Annotated in this window: 8 protein-coding genes; 3 read left to right on the top strand and 5 right to left on the bottom strand. The window is 43.8% G+C overall.

The features are described from left to right. Nucleotides 1–13: 13 nt before the first annotated feature. Together G5B30_RS14105 and G5B30_RS14110 are read right to left on the bottom strand one after the other, a co-directional pair. Complete coding sequence (locus G5B30_RS14105) at nt 14–5,908, bottom strand: alpha-2-macroglobulin family protein (RefSeq protein WP_165320646.1); 5,895 nt, start codon at nt 5,906–5,908, stop codon at nt 14–16. Nucleotides 5,909–5,996: 88 nt separating this feature from the next. Then, the gene (locus G5B30_RS14110) at nt 5,997–6,470 is read right to left on the bottom strand and encodes a helix-turn-helix domain-containing protein (protein WP_165320647.1); all 474 of its coding nucleotides are present in this window, start codon (nt 6,468–6,470) and stop codon (nt 5,997–5,999) included. A 296-nt stretch (nt 6,471–6,766) separates the two neighbouring features. Between G5B30_RS14110 and G5B30_RS14115 the strand changes: the two genes are divergently transcribed. Then, entirely contained in the window at nt 6,767–7,849 is a 1,083-nt protein-coding gene (locus tag G5B30_RS14115; protein WP_165320648.1) for a transposase, read from the top strand. On the opposite strand, the gene G5B30_RS14120 is transcribed toward G5B30_RS14115, so the two are convergent. From G5B30_RS14120 to G5B30_RS14130, 3 genes are read right to left on the bottom strand one after another with little or no spacing between them, the layout of a single operon-like run. Continuing rightward, complete coding sequence (locus tag G5B30_RS14120) at nt 7,846–8,595, bottom strand: anaerobic ribonucleoside-triphosphate reductase activating protein (protein WP_240903223.1); 750 nt, start codon at nt 8,593–8,595, stop codon at nt 7,846–7,848. The two genes, G5B30_RS14115 and G5B30_RS14120, sit on opposite strands and share 4 nt — an antisense overlap. After that, nucleotides 8,525–8,698, bottom strand: coding sequence for an anaerobic ribonucleoside-triphosphate reductase (gene nrdD, locus G5B30_RS17570; RefSeq protein WP_165320649.1), 174 nt, complete (start codon nt 8,696–8,698; stop codon nt 8,525–8,527). The genes G5B30_RS14120 and nrdD overlap by 71 nt, the downstream gene beginning before the upstream one ends. Next, the gene (locus tag G5B30_RS14130; protein WP_165320650.1) at nt 8,695–10,800 is read right to left on the bottom strand and encodes a ribonucleoside triphosphate reductase; all 2,106 of its coding nucleotides are present in this window, start codon (nt 10,798–10,800) and stop codon (nt 8,695–8,697) included. Before G5B30_RS14130 ends, nrdD begins: the two co-directional genes overlap by 4 nt. Before the next feature lie 168 nt (nt 10,801–10,968). Between G5B30_RS14130 and G5B30_RS14135 the strand changes: the two genes are divergently transcribed. Beyond that, a complete protein-coding gene (locus G5B30_RS14135; RefSeq protein WP_165320651.1) occupies nt 10,969–12,171 on the top strand; it encodes a FecR family protein in 1,203 nt (400 codons plus the stop codon). 175 nt (nt 12,172–12,346) lie between these two features. Continuing rightward, nucleotides 12,347–15,751: a TonB-dependent receptor gene (locus G5B30_RS14140; RefSeq protein WP_240903224.1), complete on the top strand. Its 3,405-nt coding sequence runs from the start codon at nt 12,347–12,349 to the stop codon at nt 15,749–15,751. Nucleotides 15,752–15,761: the final 10 nt, after the last annotated feature.

Here is a 15,761-nt window from a genome sequence, read left to right on the forward strand (position 1 = left end):
TACCTAACTATTATCACTCCACAATAGTCACCGTTACATTATTCGACCGGGCCCGCACAGCCGGATCATACATGCCTTCTATAGTTGTTATCCCCGAATTGAAAACCCCTACATTGTTGGCTTTTACCTCATATTCAAACTCTCGTTTTCCTTTAGGGAGGTAATCGAAGAAATAGTTTGTTGATGCATCTTTCATTGTGAAATAATACCCCTGCCACCAATTGTAGCCCGAAGGTTGATAGATGGGCTCGACACCCGATGGACGTGCATCTTTAAGATGTACATATTCCAATGGACTGTCGTTGATGACGGTCAGCTTAACCTTGACACGTTCGCCTAACCGGATTTCCTTACTTTCCACCCATTTCCCTGCACGTTCGACAAAATACTGCTTCTGAACCGCAATTCCGTTTGTTGCGGCTTTAACTTCTTCGACAGGAGCGAAATATTGGTGTACGATCGAACCATAGACTGTCCTACTGTTATTGTTCTGTATAGCTATATTTACGTTGGCCTGCAGATCTTGTGTGTTAAGGTCTTTGCTGACTTGTCCGAGGACGACCTGTTCGGTAGGCATCTCCTTGCTATCCACCCACAGTTTGATCGTGTTTTCGAGTTTGAAATCAGCCGTGTCATTGGCGAGAAGCAATGCGTAGATTGCATCGACGGTCATCCATGTGGTACGCCAGTGATTCGCTTGCTTATTGTAGTAGAGCCATTGTGTCAATGCATGGAGCGTGCTTGGGTCGTGAAGTTTATACGCTTCGATCATATAGGTGTGCAGGCTTATTGCATTATAGCCTCGACGATTACTTTCCCAATACATACCTCTGTCGATGTCATGGATCACCTCCTGTGTAATACGGTTTTTAAGCTCAGCCGCGGGTACTGCGGTGCCATATAGTTGTTGGACTACCCAAGCTTTTGCTGCGATGCCTGCTGAACTTTGGGCTGTTGCCAGCGGCAACCGTAGGAGATGCGAGGTTAACTTTCGGACTACAGCAGTGTCCGGTTGATATAAGCCATTCCAATACTGCCGGGCATAGAGGTAGTTCAACACCTGTAAGGAAGTGGTTTTCGCGTCGAATATCTTACTGTCTGTATCGAGGAAGCGAACCAGGTTTTTAACACTTTGCCGCATACTGTTGCTGACTAACGTATGATCGAGGTGGAGCGCTTTACCGAGGATCTCCAATATGCGTACGGAGATGTAGGTGTCGGCCTTACCGCCTTCGAACCAAGGAAATGCACCATTTGTGTTTTGACTCTGTATCAGTTTTTTCTCAAGCACGCTGATTTCTTGTCGGATATTGCTGCTGAAAAGCGCAGCGATGGCTTTCCTTCGCTCGGCGTCACCCTGTATGTCACGCAACCAAGGCATTTCTTCTTGGCTAAGTTCGCTCAATGCCGTGTTTTCTTCCAATTTACCCTTAAAATCTTCGCTATCCAAGGTGCTGAAGTAATCGGCTATCGCCGGGTAATGCTTTTGGATATAGAGCGCCATGTTGTAAGCAAACCATTTGCTGGTCGTCTGCTCCGTGCAGACATAGGGATAGTTTTTCAGATAATCCAACGCAGAGAGTATTTCGAGTATAGGATTGCTTTGTACCTGTATCTTCGCATGTAAGTTATCTTTTCCCAGGCTGTTGATCGGATAATCTCCGGTCTGATTGGCTTTGAGCGTGATTCTTTCGGTGTCTGATACGAGAATATTGTTAGGAAGGATAAGAAGTTCATGTTGTTCACCATCGGAAAACTCATCGGATGCGGCAACGATGCGGATCTGCACGGTGGGATAGCCCTCCGGTATCTGGAGCGACCATTGTACTGTACTGTTATTGCTGGCATCGACTTCAAAAGCTTGCGTACTATTTTTGTCCAGGAAAAACGAGGTAAGCATCTCGTTATTTTCCGGATTCATGATTTCTATCCGTGCATTGCCGGTCAGTTTGTTGTTGCTGAGGTTTTGGAGCTGTGCTTTCAGGACAATCCGATCACCTGTTCTAAAATAACGGGGCAGATTCGGGCGCACCATCAGTTGCTTTTGGGTTTGCGTAAAAAACGTTGCCGATCCGGCTTCCAGATTTTTACCGTGGGCAAAGAGCAATAGTTTCCATCGGGTGAGTGCCTCGGGGCTATCGAACTCGAATGAGATATTGCCTGCTTCATCGGTATACAGTGTGGGGTAAAAGAATGCAGTTTCCTGTAAATTAGCCCGTGCTTGCACAGCGTTAAGTTGATTTTGCCGTGCCAGTTCTTCTTTCGTTGTAATTATAATAACGCCATTCGCTCCCCGTGAGCCGTAGAGTGCAGTTGCTGCAGCATCTTTGAGTATATCCATTTGAGCAATCTGGTCGGGGTTGATGGTATTAGGATCATAGCCTTCCTTGATCTCACCATCCACGACGTAGAGTGGAGTATGGGTTTGTAGATCCATTGCCATACCACGAATGACGATGCTTTGGCTTTCTTGTTGAACGGCCACTCCTGCTACGGCTCCGGTCATACTCCGTTTAGCCCGCTCGCCATATCCTATCACGGCCACTTCCTCTAGGACATTTTCGAAAATTCCGATTTGTTGACACAACCCATACGATCGTATCGTGGAAATAGCATTTCCCTGAGGTTTGAACCACGAACTTTCATAAAATACGTCCTGCGTATGACGGGTCTGGAGAAATTCCTGTAAGAGATAATAATAATTTAAGTTGCTGTAATACGGATAGCGCAGACCAAGCGCCTGAGGGAAGGTATTACTCGCGAAGGCATCCAAGGCTGCATCGTACATCGTGGCGAGCACTTCGGCTTGGGTAGCCTCATCCTTTTGTAAAATGGTGAAACGCCACTTTTCCTTTTGACCTGGCGTAATTTTATCCCTAAAAGTCTCCGTTTTAATGGATAGCGTCTTGTCAGAGCGCTGGATAGGAACGGTTGTGGAAACTACAGCAGCTTTGTTGTCAGTAACCAATAGCGCCGTGAAAAACAAATTGGGAGAGATATGCTCCTTTTGTAAAATAAAATGAATTGTCACTTCTCCGTTTTTCCAGTTCAGCACCTGCGTTTCTTCTTTTTTTGTGCCTTGAGAGCGGAATACAAATAACTTCTTGGCGTGTGGCGCATCGGTCTGAAAGGTAATCCTCACCTCATCACCGATCGCATATTGCTGTTTGTCCATCCGATAGCTCAGAAACTCATTTTCCCTTACTTTCCGTGTTTTCGCTTGATAAAGATTGACTTCCGCTGAGGCTCGGATGGTATCTGAATCTTGTATACTGATGGCTTCAACGTAGTAACGGCCTTGGTCAAAAAGATTGGAGTCCAATTGTACGAGACTGGTATCCCGGGTATCAAAATCATAAGAACGGACAAGGTTTTTTTGTGCGCCCGGTTGCAATAAGGTTTCGTCGAAATACGCAGGGAAATATTTTTTGTATGTTTCGGCAGTTAATAGATGGTAGTCAACATCTTGGAAATAGCGTACATTTTCAGTGGTAAGGACATGTTTTGGTTCTACATATTTATAGATGTTGATCTTTCCGGCAAATTTCAACGGTTGGCCGTTGGGGTTCCGGGTTAAGATGTGCAGTTCACTCCACTTCTTTTCCTCGATCAGGTGATCGGTCTGGATCTGTATGTTCCAGGGTTTCGTAGAAAAAGAGTAGGAGCCCGATGCAGCTTGCATTTCGCCCGTTTGATCGACTACTTCTGCACTATATTGCAGCGAAAAGGAAGATTGCCCGGCAAAGATGGTGTCCATTAAGGGGACACGGATATGAAATTTGCCTTGTGTGTCTGCGGTGATGGCTGTATCCGCAAATATAATCTGTCTACGCTGCGCGGTATGGTAGAAACTGACTTTATAATTCACGGTAGCATGCGCAAGCGGCGCACCGGACAAGCTTTCCGCTAAGCCTGTAAAAATGGCTGTGTCTTTTAAGGTATAAGTCTCCTTATTGGTGTCAAAAGTCACTTTAAATGTAGGTCTTTTATATTCTTCTACCCGGAAACGGTACATATTGATCTGACGGTTTTTATGAAAAGCCAAGATGCTATAACTGCCTGCGAGGGTAGGACTCGGAATTTGGAAGGAGCCATGGGCCGATCCAAAACTGTTGGTGTGTAAAAGGAGTGAATCGATCTTTTGGTTATTGGCGTCCTGCAAGACAAATAGAAGCTCCTCTTTTTCCAATACTTTTCCCAATAGCGCATGACTGTTATATAGGATACTTTTGAAGTATACGTGTTGTCCGGGACGATAGATAGCTCTGTCGGTTAAGGTTTGTATAGCGATATTAGTTTCCGGCTTGCGTGATGCCGTCTCGATGTGTCGTTCCACTCGGCTGAGGTCTGTCAGATCGATAAATTGATTTTCATCGGGAACAAACAGGGAATAAGAGCTCAGTGCATACTGGTCTTTTTTAGCATCGGTAACGTAGGTGAACTCACCGTTTCGGTTTGTGGTGAATGCCTTGACAAATCGGGGAGCGGCAGTGGTATCCGCTTCGTACAGTCGTACCTTTTTACCTGCAAACGGAGCACCTGTTTTTCGGTTGATCAGCAGCGCTGTGTATTGCTTTTGCGGGCTGGTATCTTTATTCATAGTAGCAGAAACGAAGAGATCGGTGATGGTTATTCTGCTTTCTGCTACAGTTTTATATAGACCATCGTCCTGAAAATTTTTATTATTCGCTATCAACAACGTATAACTGCCATAGGGTAGGGGATTGAGTTTATAAATCGTTTTATGGGTTTTATAATCATCGAATGATTGGAGTGAAAGCTGTTCTTCATAGACTATTTCTGCATCCAAATGAATGTGAAACGTGGTCGAATCGTAAGTCGCATCCGTGTGCGCGTAAACTTTTAGATTTTGGGGTGTACGATATACCCGGATATACAGATTATCGGTGTTTTTTGTTTGTGTTTTTACAGGTGTATATCGGGATGCAGGTGCAAACCGAGGGTTGTCCAGTAGGATTTCGGCCTTTCGGACCGTGTTCGATAGGTTTTTGACCTCATTGATCCAAGGCGAATGTGGATAATCTGACAGAGCGGTGTCTATATACTTGATAGCTTCTTTTGGGTTATTTGCGCCGGCATAGGCGTTGGCAATCTTATAGTAAAGGAAAGCATTGTAGTCACTTTTTTGCTGTCTGATGATGGTTTGGATCTGAGGGCGCATGGTTTCGATATTCCAGCTGTAGATCTGTAATTTATAGCTTTTTAGAAACGTGGAAGCGTCGGCGTAAGTGTGTTTTTTGTTTAGCGCTGTCAACAGGTGTATGAGCTTGTCCGTCTGGGGGCCTTTGTTTGCTTCATAACCACGCAGAAATAGGAGATAATGATGGGCTAAAAAATGGAAAAGTGTCGGTGTCAGGGAAATGTTTTGTTGTTCTTCAAACATATCCGTCCATTTTTGGATGGGTTCGCGGATGAGCAGATCCGGTCTTGCCAACGATAGATTGAACAGCGAATCAATTATCTTTTGCTTTCCCGCAGCATTCTGGGCTATAAAAGTATCGGTGCTGGCCGAGAGGTAGCGATGCTGGTTGGCGAGGAGAAAACGTGCGTAGAAGTTTTGGAGTAGATTTTTTTCAACTCCCGCGGCTGTTTTTATATGCTGCTCGAAATGATTTTCGATTTTCGTAAAAGTGCTGTCGGTCGTCGAATTGATTTTTAATGCCTGGCTTTCTGCGAGAAAAGCACGTATCCATTCCGCACTATTATTGTTTTTTTTTGCAATAGCTTTAATGTCGGCCAATAAGGGTAATGTCTGTGCGTAGTTTTTGATGGAGATCAGCCGTTCTACCTCTTGCCATTTATCTGCTGTAAGGGGATTTTTAATGGATTCCTGCGCTACCAATAGCGTAGGGATTATATAAAGGATGAACAGAATATATTTTCTCATAACTTGCACAATATGTCTAAAGATAAGATTTTTCTTCTTTTTGTAGAGGATGCAAAAAAGAAGAGAATTCCATATTAGGAAAAATCGGTTACGTTTTTTTCTTATAGCGCTTGATGTTACCTTCTTTCACGTATTCCAGTTCCCCTTCCTTACAATATCCCGTAAGATAGACCGAAAATTTATTGCTGTCGCGTCTATCGGAATCCAGTTGTTCCAACACTTCGGAGACACGTTTTGGGGTATTGAAGAAGTCCGTATTCCGAATGAGGTTATCCAGCTTTTTGGTAGTTTCTATCCGCTTTTGTGAGTCTGGAGGAAGATGGTATAACGGAGTCAGGTCGATGGGATCTTTAAAAACCAGCTGAGGTTGTATCTGGAGTGCACGGCATATCAATAGGAAATTACTTAATGAAATGCTCTTACCTTTTTCAAATGTAGAAATACTATTGACGGTGAGTCCCGTCATATTCGCTACATCCCGCTGAGAGTAAGACAGCTCCTCTCTTCGGTTACGTAATACTCTCCCAATGTTGTGGAGTATGTGTTTATTGACGTCCGGCACACAACAAATAGAGATATTATTTGCGCAAATATATTACAAATTTAGTTATGTATAATTTGTTCATTCGCGTTTCTTTCTTATATTTGGTTTAGAAAAGGTGAAGCACATCATCATGCTTTACGCCTAATAATAAGAGGCTTCTTGTGGCGCCGCAGGGTGAGGGCGATGTACCACTCACTAAATACTTTTTTGCAGTATGTCGTAACGAGGAAATATAAAAATATGTGCTCGGGCTTACTTCGAGAGGTATACACAACGAAGGTCGTTTTTTTAATTTGGAGGAAGGCGCTGATACTATGGCAAAAAATACCCTTATTCTGACAAGAAAAATACAGATTTTTATTGATTGCGAGGACAACGAGAGGCGTACAGCTTACTATACGAAATTATTCGAATGGCAGGACATCGTATTTCGGGCATCTAATTTTGTGGTCACACATCAGTATGTGCAAGAGAATATGAGAGATTTTATTTATCTGCAAGATCACGTTAAGATAAGATTGACCGACTACGCGAAAGATGGCGAGGGGATCTTCAATACATCGCGTCTGAATACAACGTATCGGCTACTTTCCCATCATTTTAAAGGGCGCTTGCCAGCTAATATATTGTCCAATGTGAATACCGTGCTGAGCAAGAATTTTAATGCGGATCGGATGGCCTATTGGAAAGGCGATAAATCCCTGCGCAATTACCGGAAAGATATGCCTATACCGTTCTCCGGCAATCAGTTGAAATTAAGTGTGGGCCGGAAAGGCGGCGATTTTAAGATCGACCTGTTTAATATTCCTTTCCGCACTTATCTAGGAAAAGATAGGACGGATAAAAAAGTGCTGCTGCGCCGTGCATTAGCCGGGCAGATTAAAATATGTGCCAGTTCGTTGCAAATCGTGAAAGGTAAATTGTTTTTGCTTTTAGCTTTGGAGAGACCCATGGAAGATGTGGCTTTGCAGGAAAATATTGTCGCAGAAGCTTCTTTGTCGTCCGACTATCCAATTGAGGTGCACATCGGTAATACTGCCTTTCCGGTTGGTAGTAAAGAAGAGTATTTACACCGAAGATCGGCCATCCGGACGGCGAAAGCCCGTCATGAAAAAGGCTGTCTGTACAATAAAGGTGGAAAAGGGAGAAAACGAAAATTTAGAAGTCTGGACTATTACGAAGAGAAGGAAAGAAGTTATATCGATAGTCGGTTGCATCTGTATAGCCGCCGGTTGATCGATATCTGTGTAGCTTCTCAGGCGGGCACTTTAGTGCTTACGGATCATCAGGATCGGGACCGTAAGGAGAATTTAATTCTGTACAGTTGGGGTTATTATGGTTTGCTGGATAAGATTAAATATAAAGCGCAACTGGTGGGGATTAAAGTGGTGATTTAAGACAATCCGTTTCTTATTTTCACCCGTATGTCGGTGGTAGAGAGGTGACCAATATCGAGGATGTGTTGTGCATAAGGCAACGTTTCTAACGTCTCTACATGGTTCATGAAGTACTGAATAAAATAGTCACCCTGATAATCATGTTGTTCAAGGTAGGCTATCATCGTACTGATATCGTCTTGGGTAAGTAACGTACTATGCCAGGTCGTCCGTATCTCGAAAGATATACCTGCTGATTGCAATAAAGCCAGACTCGTGGAGAATGTAGAAAAGGTACCTGACTGGGTAATGTTTTCGTGTTTCTTGCCGATGCCTTTGAAGTCTAACGCGATATAATCGATAAGCTGCTCGTCCAGCAATTTTTTCAACACATGTGGTTTTGTGCCGTTGGTATCGATTTTGACCCGATATCCCATATCTTTTGCTGCCCTTGCCAAAGGGAATATCGCGGGGTGCAAAGTACACTCGCCACCACTGAAAACCACTCCTTGTAGTAGCGCCTGACGGGATTCAAGGAAGCGTATGGTATCCTGAAGCGAAAGCTTTCCCTTACCGAGGACAATATCCGGATTGTAGCAATAGACGCATCGCATATTACAGCCCGCAAACCAAAGGATGCAGGCTGGGTGGTTTGGATAATCCAATAGCGTAAAAGGTGTGATACCGTAAATCGGATTAGGCATGCCGCTCGCTGAAATGTGTGCGCTGGCGATGCTCACCTTTCTTTCCGATGTTGAAACTTTCAACCGGCCTATGGTATCCCATTACCCGGGTGTAAACGAGGCATTTGCTGCGGTGCTGTTGATTTTGCTGCAAAATCAGGGTGCGTTCTGCTGTGTTTGTTGTCATGATGTATGTATTTGTGAATGGTTGGCAAGAATGATATCGTCACACTGCGGACAATACTCATGTTCGCCCGTGAGATAGCCGTGAACCGGACAGATACTGAAGACCGGTGTGACGGTAATATAAGGAAGTTTGAAGTTGGACAAAACCGTACGTACAAATTCGCGACATGCGTCGGGTGAGCTTATCCGTTCGCTCATATAGAGGTGGAGTACCGTACCGCCAGTATATTTGCATTGCAACTGATCCTGGAGGAGCAGGGCTTCGAAAGGGTCATCCGTATGGTCGACAGGTATCTGCGAACTATTGGTATAATAAATATTTTCCTCCTGACCTGCTTGCAGGATTTCCGGAAATCTTTTCTTGTCTTCTTTCGCAAAACGGTAGGTTGTTCCTTCGGCAGGGGTTGCTTCGAGATTGTACAGGTTGCCGGTTTCCTCCTGAAACTCCCGGAGACGCGTACGGATATGTTCCAAAAGTTCGGTGGCAACAGCCATTCCCCAATCGCTGACGATATTTTCCTGGTCACCCGTATAGTTACGGATCATCTCGTTCATCCCATTGACACCAATGGTAGAAAAATGATTCCGAAAATGAGAAAGATAACGTTTCGTATACGGGAAGAGACCATTGTCATAGAGCTGCTGGATAAAGCTGCGTTTCTTTTCTAAGGTGGATTTCGCGATTAACAAGAGATGATCCAATCGTTTGTAGAGTTGTTCTTTGTCACCGGGGAAGAGGTAGCCAAGTCGGGCCATATTGATCGTGACCACACCGATACTCCCGGTCATTTCGGCACTTCCAAATAGCCCGTTTCCCCGCTTAAGGAGTTCGCGTAAGTCGAGTTGTAGACGGCAGCACATGCTGCGTACTGCATTGGGTTTATACGCTTCGGGATTCTCCACTTTTTGGCCGTTTTCATCGATGATGTATTGGCTGCCTATAAAATTCTGAAAATAAGAAGAGCCTATTTTGGCTGTGTTCTCAAATAACAGTTGGGCATTCTCACTGTGCCAGTCAAAGTCTTCGGTGATATTGACGGTGGGGATGGGAAAGGTGAACGGCTGTCCGTTGGCGTCTCCTTCCGTCATGACCGTATAGTAGGCTTTATTGATCATATCTATCTCCGGCTGAAAGTGACGATAGCAAAGATCTTCAAGATGTTGTACCCCTCTTGTACTAGCGGCTTGTAAAAGACACACGTCCTGTATATTTTCGAAGAGGTGCCTTCCTCCACGTGTCGGAATCTGATCCTGTAAATCTTCCGGAACATTCCAATCTAAAGTAATGTTGGTAAAAGGTGATTGCCCCCAACGCGCAGGGACATTCAGATTATAGACAAAACTACGTACCGCTTTCAATACGGCTGTGTAGTCCAGTTGGTCTTTAAAGACGTAAGGAGCAAGGTACGTGTCGAAAGAACTGAATGCCTGTGCTCCGGCCCATTCACTTTGGAGTATGCCTAAGAAATTAGCCATTTGCCCTAACGCTTCTCTAAAATGGGATGGAGGGCGACTTTCTACACGTCCTCGTACGCCGTTGAAGCCTTCGTCCAGCAACACCCGCAAACTCCATCCCGCACAATATCCGGTAAGACAATCAAGATCATGGATGTGCAGGTCACCGTTGCGGTGGGCATAGCCTTCTTCCTTGCTGTAAATTTTGTCCAGCCAGTAATTGGCGATGATTTTTCCGGCCGTATTGTTGATCAGCCCTGCATTAGAATAAGAGGTGTTGGCGTTCGCGTTAATGCGCCAGTCGGTTTGAAAAATATATTCCTCGACAGTTTGACTGCTGTCGACATAAGTCGTGTCATCATTAAGCCCGTCAATATGCTCACGTTGGAGTTTGCGTGTATGCCGATACAGCATAAAGGATTTCATCACTTCGAAATATCCCATTTCGTAGAGACGTCTTTCGATATTGTTTTGGATTTCTTCAACGCTCCAGGTATCCTTTTCATAGAGGTCGTTGACAATAGCGTCGAATACCCGCCCATCGATGGGGTGGGCGACGCTTTGGAAACCTTTATGAATGGCATCCTGTATTTTGTAAGTTTGTAGAGGCTCATAGCTTCCGTTTCTTTTGATCACATATTTTTCCATGACATGACGTTATTGAGATAAGGGCCTTTTGAAAGGGTCTAACAAAGCTAAACACGAAGTACATTTTATTTTATGACCCGAGACATAAAATGGAACAAGTAAAAAATTTTTGGACAGGTTTTACTTTTTTTCTTGTTTTTATATTTGAAGTTGGAAAAGCATTAAAAAATGGGCATACAATCGGACATTCCAGAGTTGATTTATAAGAAGTTGCAGGGTATTATCACGCCTGACGAACGAGCTGTGCTGGAGCGTTGGGCTGATAGTGCGGCGGAAAATCGTAGACTTTTGGACCAGCTCCTTGAGGAAGAACAATTGATGGCTGACGTAAAAGCGTTTGATGCATTGTGGGAAGGAAATGTCGGGATAAAAAGACACAGGAAAATGGAAAGAGCTGTACTGTCCCGAATTGCTATTCCACTACACAACAGATGGAGAAGAGGGCTGCTTTATGCTGCTGTTATCGTCTGTGTTGCCGTGGTGACCGTTTTAATGCTTTATAAGTTGCCTCTTCCGGTAATGCAGCAGGAAGAGGTACTAACTGTTGGAACAATGGATAAACAGGCTGCTGAAAAAGATGCTGTTGTATTGACATGGGAGGACGGACAGCAGATCGGCCTGAGCGTCGAACAAGGGGGAATCGTGATGGGCGACAAAAAAATTCTCTACGGAGACAATACTGCGGTGGCGGGCGATAAAGCGATCAGCGATTTATTTCAGGAAGAGCTTCGGCAGTTAAAACTTACAACACCACAACAAACAATATACAGCGTAATTCTTGCCGATGGTACCAAAGTCTGGCTCAATGCCAAGAGTATACTTCGCTATCCGAGCAGGTTTGTGGGCAATGAACGTATCGTAGAACTGGAGGGAGAAGCTTTTTTTGATGTAACTTCCCATAACGCACAGGACGGTAGCGATAAGATGCCATTTATCGTGAAAACCAGAGGGCAACGTGTTGAAGTGTTGGGTACACAGTTCAATATATCCGCTTACGAGAAAAATGCAGAAACGATAACTACGCTGGTGGAAGGGGTTGTTCGTGTTAGTTCATTGGACAACGTCATGCTCAAACCAAACGAACAAAGCTTGTGCGGTGCGAACGGTCGCATCTCGGTAAAAGCCGTAGATGTTGCTCCGTTCGTAGCTTGGACGAAAGGGTATTTCTATTTCAAGAATACGTCTTTCGAGCAGGTAATAGATCAAATAGCCCATTGGTACAATATGGACATCCAATGGAAAAATGAAAAACCTAAAGAAACTTTTACGGGTAAGATAAATAAGAATTCATCGCTTCAATCCGTAGTCGATTTATTAAATGCATCCAATGTCAAGTTACATATACAGGGGCAGTACCTAGTTGTGGAATGATAAGTGACAAGACTGACCGAATATAATATGAAGAAAGATGATGTAGTAGGATAATAAAACCTAAATACTGATGATAAATTATGATGTCAATTCATTGAGAAATCAAAAGTCTCAAAGAGTTTTCCGATTATTGCGAATGATGAAGCTATCTGTTCTATTGTTATTTTTCATAAGTATGCATATCAGTGCAACAGCTTGGTCGCAGACGGTGACACTGAAAGTAACGGACCAACCATTGACTAAAGTTTTTGAATCTATAGAGAAACAGACAGGCTATATGATCGTGTATAACGATCGTTATGTCAGATCCGATGTATTGGTAAGTGTTGATGTACATAATAGCCCTTTAAGGCAAGTCTTGGATCGCGTATTGACCCCGCTTTCGCTCATATATCTGATCAAGGAGAAAAACATAGCAATCCGAACGAAGGGGGAAACCAAAGGTGACCAGCAACAAACAGTGAGTGGCACCGTGATCGATGACAAAGGTGAACCTCTGGTCGGTGTGCTTATCAAGATAAAGAATACGCAGGTCAGTGCGCTGTCTCAAGCCAACGGTAATTTTACTATTGATATCCCCGATAATGACGCAGTATTGGTTTTCAGCTTTGTGGGTTTTGCATCACAGGAGCGGAAGGTAGGGCGGCATCAAACAATACATATAAGACTCATTCCCGAAGTCTCCAAGTTGGACGAGGTCGTCGTCATAGGCTACGGGGCTACCGTATCACGACGGGATCTGACGGGGGCCGTAGGTACAGCCGATATGGCGGATATGCAAGTAGCACCGGTGGCCTCTTTCGAGCAGGCACTTGCAGGGCGGCTGGCCGGTGTACAGGTCTTATCCAATGACGGGCAGCCGGGCGAAGAGGGAATCAGTATCACTATTCGTGGGCAGAATTCATTAACTCAAGATAATTCTCCCTTATTTGTCGTAGATGGTTTCCCGATGGAAGATTTTGATGCGGCCTCACTGTCTATAGATGATATCGAATCAATAGATATATTAAAGGATGCGTCGGCATCGGCCATTTATGGTGCCAGAGGAGCCAATGGTGTTATTGTTATCCAGACAAAAAAAGGGAAAATAGGCGATCCTGTTATAGATTATTCTGCTACACTGGGCTTTCAGGAAATAACGAAAAGAATGGACTTGTTGAGTCCTTATGAGTTTGTGAAATATCAGATCGAAAGAAGCGCCACGAATAGAGCCAAATATATACCGGCAGATTTGGCGGAGACCGATCCGGACTACGACCCGGATGGAAATACATTGGAATCGTATAAAAATATAAAAGGTATCGACTGGCAGAACGAGCTTTTTAGACAAGGGAATTTGCAAAGACATAATTTATCGATAAGAGGGGGTAACCAACAGACTAAATATGTTTTTTCGGGATCTGTCTACAATCATCATGGGGTGATTTTAAACACGGGTTCATCTCGATATCAGGGACGGGTTTCTATAGATCAGAAGCTTGCAAAAAAGCTGGACGGCAGTTTAAGGATAAACTTTAGCCGAAATAATTCTTATGGACAGTTGGCCAAAGAAAGTCCAATAAGCAGTCAGGCGAGCAGCAATTTGCTTTTTGGGGCTTGGGGTTACCGTCCTGTGACCGGAAGGGAAACAGAAGAAGATGATGTGGATTATGACTTTATCGAAGATTTCACGGATGAGGAGACCACCTGGATCTACGACTACAGAGTCAATCCTGTTATCTCTGCCGAGAATACTTACCGGGAAAGTAAGGTCGATAATCTAAATTTCAACGGCAATATTGATTATAAGATTTTAAAAGACTTCAGCCTCAAAGTCACGTTAGGGTTTGATAAAAGACAAACCGATATCGAAAACTTTTATAACTCGCAAACTGCAAGAGGATCATCAAAATTCCGGGTTAACACGAGAGGTGTTCAGGGGAATATAGCTATTGTTGACAGAGAGGTCTGGACAAACTCGTCTATACTCCACTATAGAAAGAGATTTAACAAGCGAAATAGCTTAGATGCGCTCCTTGGATACGAAATACAGGCAGCGGATAATTCCAGGATAGGCTTAGCTAATCAGCAGATACCTAACGAATCGCTGGGTATAAGTGGTATGGACGAAGGTGTGACGCTGAATAATACCGTAGCGTATTCGAGTTCGGCGTTGGGCTCGTTGATAAGCAGGGTTAACTATAACTATCTTTCCCGTTATCTTTTCACAGCCACATTCCGAACAGATGTTTCTTCGAAATTTGCACCGGGCAATCGGACAGCCTACTTCCCGTCAGGGGCGTTTGCCTGGAGGATGGGGCAGGAAAAATTCATGAAGAAAAGTCGATTGATAAGCGATGCCAAGCTTCGCATGAGCTACGGTATCACGGGAAATAACAGGGTAACAGATTTTGCGTATTTATCACCCATTGTGGGTACTACAATAACTGAATCATATTCCTGGAATAATCAAGAACCGGAACCGGGGATGTACACGGGCAGCTTAGGAAATAAAGATCTGAAGTGGGAGACGACCTCCCAGCTTAATTTGGGCTACGATATCTCCTTTCTGAAAAACAAAATCTCGTTAACGATGGATGTTTACCGTAAAACAACATATGATTTGTTGTTGAATGCGAATGTGCCCTATAGTTTTGGTTACCAAAGGGCCTATAAAAACATGGGTAAAATAGGTAATGATGGATTAGAGGTTGCTGTAAATACGGTCAATATCCGAAACGAAAATTTTGATTGGAGGAGCAGCATCAATATCTCATTTAATAGGAATAAAATCCTGGCACTGTCCGAAGATGAGCAGAAGATGTTCAGCAGAATCACCTGGGCAGCAAACTATAACGCTACATATTTGTATGCTGCAGAAGTAGGAGGACCAGCGGCCATGTTTATAGGTCAGGTGTTTGATGGCGTGTACCAGTATACGGATTTTGAAGAAGTAGCTCCCGGTAAATATTATTTAAAAATGGGGATTCCCTATACGGGGACGAACCGGGACGCTATTCGGCCCGGTGATATTAAGTATAAAGACCTGAATGGGGATGGCGTTATTAACGAATATGACATTACGATAATCGGTAATCCGAACCCAAAACATAGTGGAGGCTTTGTCAACAATTTTAAGTACAAAAATTTTAGTCTAAATGTGTTTTTACAATGGGTCTATGGCAATGACGTATTTAATGGCAACAGGATTTATTTGGAAGGAAATCCATCGAATGTGCCAAATTTAAACCAGTTTGCTACTTATGCGGATAGATGGACACCGGAAAACCAAAGCAATACGATGTTTAGATCCGGTGGTTATGGTCCGGCATACTACTCATCACGCGTGATTGAAGATGGTTCTTTTTTAAGGTTAAAAACCGTGTCCTTTGGGTATGAAATCCCCAAGCAATGGCTTGAAAATATCAAAATAACCCGAATGGATATTTCTTTCGTAGCACAGAATCTTTTTACCTGGACGACGTATTCGGGTATGGATCCGGAGGTGTCTGCACGTCATTCGACACTTACCCCGGGATTCGATTTTTCGGCTTATCCGCGCGCTAGGACGATTGCGTTTACTTGGAAAACTACTTTTTAATGTAGAGAAT

Source organism: Sphingobacterium sp. SGG-5, assembly GCF_011043525.1.
In the GTDB taxonomy this organism is placed as follows: Bacteria; Bacteroidota; Bacteroidia; order Sphingobacteriales; family Sphingobacteriaceae; genus Sphingobacterium.